7 protein-coding genes are annotated in these 6638 nt (G+C 47.8%); 3 read left to right on the forward strand and 4 right to left on the reverse strand.

Translation table 11 applies throughout. The annotated features are described in order from the left end of the window. Positions 1–455: oxaloacetate decarboxylase (locus KDK14_RS01680; protein ID WP_257263282.1), on the reverse strand; the 455-nt coding region annotated here is incomplete at its 3' end. A 741-nt stretch (positions 456–1196) separates the two neighbouring features. Here KDK14_RS01680 and pabB point away from each other — a divergent pair. After that, positions 1197–2597, forward strand: a complete 1401-nt coding sequence (gene pabB / locus KDK14_RS01685; protein WP_257263283.1) for an aminodeoxychorismate synthase component I — start codon at positions 1197–1199, stop codon at positions 2595–2597. Between the two features lie 12 nt (positions 2598–2609). Here pabB and KDK14_RS01690 read toward each other — a convergent pair whose 3' ends face one another. Beyond that, positions 2610–3437: an alpha/beta hydrolase gene (locus tag KDK14_RS01690; protein WP_257263284.1), complete on the reverse strand. Its 828-nt coding sequence runs from the start codon at positions 3435–3437 to the stop codon at positions 2610–2612. Positions 3438–3479: 42 nt separating this feature from the next. Next, positions 3480–4082: a bifunctional phosphoserine phosphatase/homoserine phosphotransferase ThrH gene (thrH, locus tag KDK14_RS01695; RefSeq protein WP_257263285.1), complete on the reverse strand. Its 603-nt coding sequence runs from the start codon at positions 4080–4082 to the stop codon at positions 3480–3482. 97 nt (positions 4083–4179) lie between these two features. Between thrH and KDK14_RS01700 the strand changes: the two genes are divergently transcribed. Further along, a complete protein-coding gene (locus tag KDK14_RS01700; RefSeq protein ID WP_257263286.1) occupies positions 4180–4527 on the forward strand; it encodes a hypothetical protein in 348 nt (115 codons plus the stop codon). 20 nt (positions 4528–4547) lie between these two features. On the opposite strand, the gene cysB is transcribed toward KDK14_RS01700, so the two are convergent. After that, on the reverse strand, positions 4548–5522 hold the full coding sequence (cysB, locus tag KDK14_RS01705) for an HTH-type transcriptional regulator CysB (protein ID WP_257263287.1): 975 nt from the start codon (positions 5520–5522) through the stop codon (positions 4548–4550). 213 nt (positions 5523–5735) lie between these two features. Between cysB and KDK14_RS01710 the strand changes: the two genes are divergently transcribed. Continuing rightward, positions 5736–6506 carry a sulfite exporter TauE/SafE family protein gene (locus KDK14_RS01710; RefSeq protein ID WP_257263288.1) on the forward strand — a complete coding sequence of 257 codons (771 nt, stop codon included), beginning with the start codon at positions 5736–5738 and terminating at the stop codon, positions 6504–6506. The last annotated feature ends 132 nt before the right edge of the window (positions 6507–6638 follow it).

Raw genomic sequence — 6638 nt, forward strand, 5'->3', positions numbered from 1 at the left:
CGGGCAATCACCGTAACATCACCGGCATACTTCCTGGCAACCGAGACTTTCCTGCACATCTCTTCCACAGATACCAGAGACTTGCCATCCAGATGCCCGCAGCGTTTGGGAAACTCCTGGTCTTCCAGATGAAAAGCGGTAACGCCCGCATTGGCAAACAGCTCCACGGTGCGCTTGACATTCACCTCGTTGCCAAACCCGGTGTCCGCATCGGCAATGACCGGCAGGGAGGTGGCGGCGACAATCTGGCGAACCCGGTCAACCACTTCCGTCAGTGTAAGCAGGCCAATATCAGGCACGCCGGTACTGCGGGCAATGGCACCGCCACTGGCGTACAGGGCTGAAAAACCCGCTTCTTCACCAAGGCGGGCCGAAATGCCATCGTAAACGCCGGGCGCGGTGACAATGCCCTGCTCAGCAATCAATCGTTCCAAGGCATTATTCTTTTGATTCATGGTGTTATCTCTGGCTCTTGATGCTTGTTATAAAGCGTGTGTTCAGCAGCATTATCTATGTTGTGGGCCCTATACACACCATGGGATTTTTAATTCGAGGTACTTATACCGAACTTTACTTAGCGCTTCTACCTGAATTGAAACCAGGTAAACTCAACGCTTCAATGGCAAGTAACTTCTTTAGGGGTGTGGGGTGTATTGACGGGCGCCAAGGGCGGTAACCAATTAAATACCACTTCGACCCTGTCTGGACTTGGACATACTCAGACTCTCAATGTCCACAGGGGCAGAAGTATAACTGTCAGCAGCACCATTCACCCTTCCACCCGGCTTTAGCATAACACCCCCCCTGAAAGTCGAAGTAAGTGCTACACACCCTTCCTGGCTACCTTCATCAACTATAGCGCCAACAACTACTGCTTCTCAGAGAGCACCATCATCTAAAATCAGTACTGGTTCAGAGATAAGCTAATTCCCCCATCGGCTATGCTGATTCTATCTGTCTAGTAAGGTGTACATGCTCACCCCTTTGACTCACTGCTACTACATCAAGGGTTTGATGATACTTTATGAGTTGAGAAGCTATCGTGCGCCTTACGTGTAATCTGTTGACAGGGAAGTTATGCAGTTATAACCATCGCAATATCTGATGATATTTAGCCCATGATGGCTGGTCCACAGGTTGTAGACGATGACACTCGGCACCCGTTAAAATGCCGACTGTTTTGTTCGGACACCTGTATGAAAACTCTAACGATTCTGGAACTGGAATATAAAGAAGACAGCAGCCTCTACTTTGAACATTTTATCCATCTACCTTATCCATGTTTTCTGGATAGTTCGGTATTTGATGGAGATCAGGCAGTCTATAAAAATCATTCCAGCCGTTATGACATCATGACTGCAGCTCCTGAACTTTACTTTACCTTCACTTCAGAAGGTCATTTGATTGTTGAAGACCTCATTCAACATAAATCAGAAACCTTGTCTAAAGCAGAGCCCTTTGCGCAATTGTCAAACCGGCTTGGTAAGATGAGCAGCGTCGACAACCCCGGATTACCGTTTGTTGGTGGCATGGTTGGTTTCTGGGGATATGAACTGTGTGAACATCTTGAGCCAGACCGGATAGCCCATCGCGATATTTCCACGCCACTTATGTCCGTCGGACTCTATCAATGGGCCCTGATCTCTGACCATAAGGAACGACGGGCCTGTCTTGTGTTTCATCCCGATATATCAGCGGCATGGAAAACTGAAATTCTCAACACCATTGACCCGATGCGCAGGCAGCCAGACCGTTCACCGTTCAAACTGCTCAACACATTTATCCCGACACAGACTTCAGCTGAATACCAGTGTGCATTTCAACAAATCCAGGACTATATTGCGGCGGGAGATTGCTATGAGGTGAACCTTACCCAGCGCTTTACCGCCCCCTATAGAGGTAACCCGTGGGAGGCATTCAAAAAACTCAGAACAGTCACCAAAGCGCCCTACTCGGCCTTTATTTTACGCCCCGACCTGGCCATTCTCAGTCACTCTCCGGAGCAGTTTATCCGACTGGAAAACGGTCATGTTTCCACGAAGCCAATCAAGGGTACCCGCCCCCGGGGTCGTTCTGCTGAAGAAGACCGCGCCTTTGCGCAAGAGTTACAACATAGCCAGAAGGATCAATCGGAAAACCTGATGATTGTTGACCTGCTGAGAAATGATCTGGGTAAAGTCTGTAAGACAGGTACAGTGACCGTGCCCCGGTTATTTGCCCTGGAAAGTTATGCCAACGTCCATCACCTGGTAAGCACGGTCAAGGGTCAGCTCAGGTGCGATCATGATGCATTTGACCTGCTGAGAAGCACTTTCCCGGGGGGATCGATCACCGGAGCGCCCAAAATACGAGCCATGGAGATCATCAGGGAGCTGGAACCAGTGGCCCGGACGGTTTACTGTGGTTCCATTGGTTATATCAGCTGTGATGGCAATATGGATACCAGTATCACCATACGGACAATTCTTGCAAAAGACGGCGAATTACATTGCTGGGGAGGAGGAGCAATTGTTGCTGACTCTGATTGTGAATCAGAATATCAGGAGTCCATTACCAAAGTAAGAAACCTGATGAATACGTTGGAAACTTATATATAGAAACATTCCTCTTCAAAGACCGCAGCTGAGTGGCCTGTCCAATAATAATGGCCACTGTTCAATCCAGCCCGATTGATGATCTGCATTGACTCGCTCTACATTTATGCAGGAAGTATCCTCAAATGCTTCAAGATAATGCTCGCTGACCTGCACCGGAACCACCGAATCCCTGACCCCAAAAAAGTGAATTTGTGCTATTGACGATAACTGCCCACTGAAAGCCAGCGGATTCAGGGCCGCTGGCATTTCGGAGATACCATGGTGCCGGTTTAACAACTCAGGAGAGAGGTTACCCGCTACCGTACGAACACTTGTGACATCATTTCTGTGGGCGGCAATCAACACGGCCAACGCTCCACCACCAGAATACCCGACCAATTCCAGCTTTTCGTAATGCCCTTTCTCTTTCAGAGATGCCACAGTCGCATTCATAGCTTCAAGAACTTGCGGACTGTAACGTTTAAAAGTCCATACCTCTGAGTTGCAGTTATCATTCATCACGTACTGGCAGGGTTGGGCGATATAGGCAAGGTCTGGTGATTCATCCTGCATCATTAAATGATGCACAAGCCTGTTAACCGGGGTGGGGTTCATTGAAGGACGATTGGACCTCAACCAGGCTCGACCATCCCCTTCAATATAAATTCTAAGGGTTCCGGTGACTGATTTTTCCGGTGCCCAGGTATAAATTGGCCAGTAAGCCTGATCATAAACGTCAACATTCAAAGGTTGCCGCAAGTCACCTGGATTCACTTCAGAAATGCCGGGTCCATTGGCGCATCCCGGGAGCAACCAGAACCAGAAAAACAGTGATTTTGTTAATAGCGTTATTTTATGCATTAACTGACCGGAACAGGCAAACTCCATAAATTTATAGATTCTTCAACCTCGTGCAGCAAGCAAGGCCGTGCGCAAATCATCATAGTTGGTGATTGAGGGGTATTGGGGAAACTCGGCAATCACGTTATTCGGTGCCTTGAACAGAAAACCCGCGTCTGCTTCACTGAGCATGGCAGTATCATTGTAGGAGTCACCCGCAGCAAGAACCCGGTAATTCAGGCTTTTCAGCGCTTTTACCGCGGCTCGTTTCGGATCTTTCTGTCTTAACTTGTAGCCTGTTACCCTGCCAGATGCTGCCACCTCCAGGCGATGGCAGAACAGCGTTGGACGACCCAGCAGAGCCATAAATGGATCGGCAAACTCATAAAAAGTATCCGACAGGATAATTAACTGGAATTCACTGCGCAGCCAGTTCACAAATTTCACAGCGCCTTCCATTGGCTCCATTTCGCAAATCACTGCCTGGATATCATGCAACCCGAGTTTATATTTATCGAGCATGGATAACCGCATGGTCATCAGCTCGTCGTAATCGGGAATATCACGCGTCGTTGCCCTGAGTTCATCAATACCGGTATGGGTGGCAAACTCAATCCAGATTTCCGGGATCAACACACCTTCAAGGTCAAGACAGACGACATACATTGGTTATTTTCTCTTAAAATGATTAGACTTATTTCAGGCTGACGGCGGGTGAAGAATATAGCATAAAAGTCTATTAATATAGGCGTAGATTCTATTATTGATTAAAGGCACTGCCACATTGCTCAACCACCGGCAAATGAAAGCAAACTCCCGGGAGGACTGGATTATGAAAATCACCATGATCAAAAAGGTAATGACCGATGGAAACCTCTGTAAAAAATGCCAGGACGTGCAGGAAAGACTGGAGAACTCAGGACATATCCATCGAATTGATCAATTCGTCACTGCTATTGACGGCGACCCGAACAGTACTGGTATGTTGCTGGCAGAGATGTATCAGGTAGACAAGGCACCTTTTTTTATTGTCGAAGAAGAAGACAAGGAGCCTGTGATTTACACCATCTATTTCAAGCTGGTAAAGGAAATACTGGAAAAAGCGGCTTGAACCAAGCCGCTTGAACGTGGTTATTGGTCAGGTAGCTGAACATGTGAAAAGAGTTCATCCACTTCCGCCTTGTTATGGCGAAGGATGGCTTCCCGAACTACATCTTTGGTCAGGTGAGGCGCAAAATCTTCAATAAAGTCGTACATAAAGCCACGCAGGAAAGTACCTCGACGAAACCCTATCTTGGTAATACTTGGCTCAAACAGATGATCAGCATTGAGGGGTATGAGGTCTGAATCCAGTTCAGGATCATAAGCCATTTTAGCAATGATCCCGACCCCCAGTCCCAGGCGCACATAGGTTTTGATCACGTCAGCATCAGTGGCAGTAAACACCACTTTTGGTGACAACCCTTCATTCATAAAGGCTTCATCCAACTTGGAACGACCGGTAAACCCGAAAACATAGGTGACCAGGGCATATCGGGCAATATCTTTCAGGCTCAATTCAGATACCTGGGTCAATGGATGATCCCCGGGTACAAGAACACAGCGGTTCCAGCGATAACACGGCATCATCACCAGGTCATTGAACAAATCCAGTGCTTCCGTTGCGATAGCAAAGTCAACAGAACCGTCTGCTGCCATTTCGGCAATTTGAATGGGCGTTCCCTGATGCATATGAAGAGCAACATCGGGATACTGACCAATAAACTGCCGGATAACCCCCGGCAAGGCGTAACGAGCCTGAGTGTGGGTTGTAGCAATGGACAGACTGCCCTTACGCTCGTCACTGAATTCCTGGGCAACCTGCTTGATCGACTCGACTTTTCTCAGGATTTCACCGGCTGTATCAATGATTTTCTCACCGGCCGGGGTAATACGCGTCAGATGCTTGCCACTTCGGGCAAAAACCTCAACGCCCAGTTCATCTTCCAGGAGCCGGATCTGTTTACTTATACCAGGCTGAGAAGTGTATAGACTCTGCGCTGTAGCTGACACATTGAGATCGTGGTGGGCGACCTCCCAGATATAGCGCAGTTGTTGCAGCTTCATTGATGGCCTCCGGTCGGGCAGGTTGTGCTGACAAAAATGAATAGATTTAAACAGGATTCGTTAGTTCTATAAAGCATAAAAAGATGAAATTAAATTCTTTTCCAGAATACAAGCCAGTCAATATAGTTACCAGCCAATCATCAATTTTTAGTCAATATTTTCATACATTGCCTAGGCTATTTATAACTTTAGACCATAGATTTCAGGATACTTATGGATTTTCTAACATATATCACCACCGGTGCCGGCGTTGGCTTTGCGGTTGGCCTGACAGGTATCGGCGGTGGTTCATTGATGACACCACTGCTGTTAATGTTTGGCTTTCCGGCCCATATTGCTATCGGAACGGATCTGATGTATGCAGCCATTACCAAGTCAACCGGGGTCATTGTCCATCACCATCAAAAAAGTATTGACTGGACACTGGTCAAAACTCTCTGTGCTGGCAGTCTGCCTGCTACAGCCCTGACGATTGTTCTACTCAAGTTTTTTTTTGACAGAAGCGCTGATTATAGTCCGATCCTTACATTATGCCTTGGGATAATGTTAACCCTTACTGCGCTGTCGCTATTGACGAGTCCTTTTTTGAAAAAAAGACAGCTCTGCGGTGTCTCAATGATTCCACCTGAATATCAGACACCGTTAACATTTATTGTCGGTTTTTTCCTTGGAGTGCTGGTCACGCTGTCTTCGGTGGGGGCTGGGGCTCTGGGAACTGCAGCAATTGTCCTGCTCTATCCGTTGCTAAAACCTGTCAAGGTTGTGGGTAGCGACCTGGCTCACGCTGTACCGTTAACGTTACTGGCAGGCTTTGGCCATATCTGGCTGGGGAATGTTGATTTTGCGCTGTTAGGCAGCCTGTTGATTGGCTCTATCCCTGCCATCTATGCAGGAACCCGGGTCGGTATGAAGCTATCGGATACCTTCATGCGCATCATATTGGCCATTATTTTGCTCGGACTGGGCCTGAAATACCTTTTTTAGCCCTTTTCAGGTTGCAGGCCTGTATCAGTTTGAATAAAGTGGAAACCCCTCGCTGAGCCAATGGAAAACCCATAATCGCCCGGGAGGCTGTCCGAGAATAGACTGCCCTGCTGCGGCGACAGAAAATTGAGG

It is taken from the genome of Endozoicomonas sp. ONNA2 (genome assembly GCF_024606365.1).
In the GTDB taxonomy this organism is placed as follows: Bacteria; Pseudomonadota; Gammaproteobacteria; order Pseudomonadales; family Endozoicomonadaceae; genus Endozoicomonas.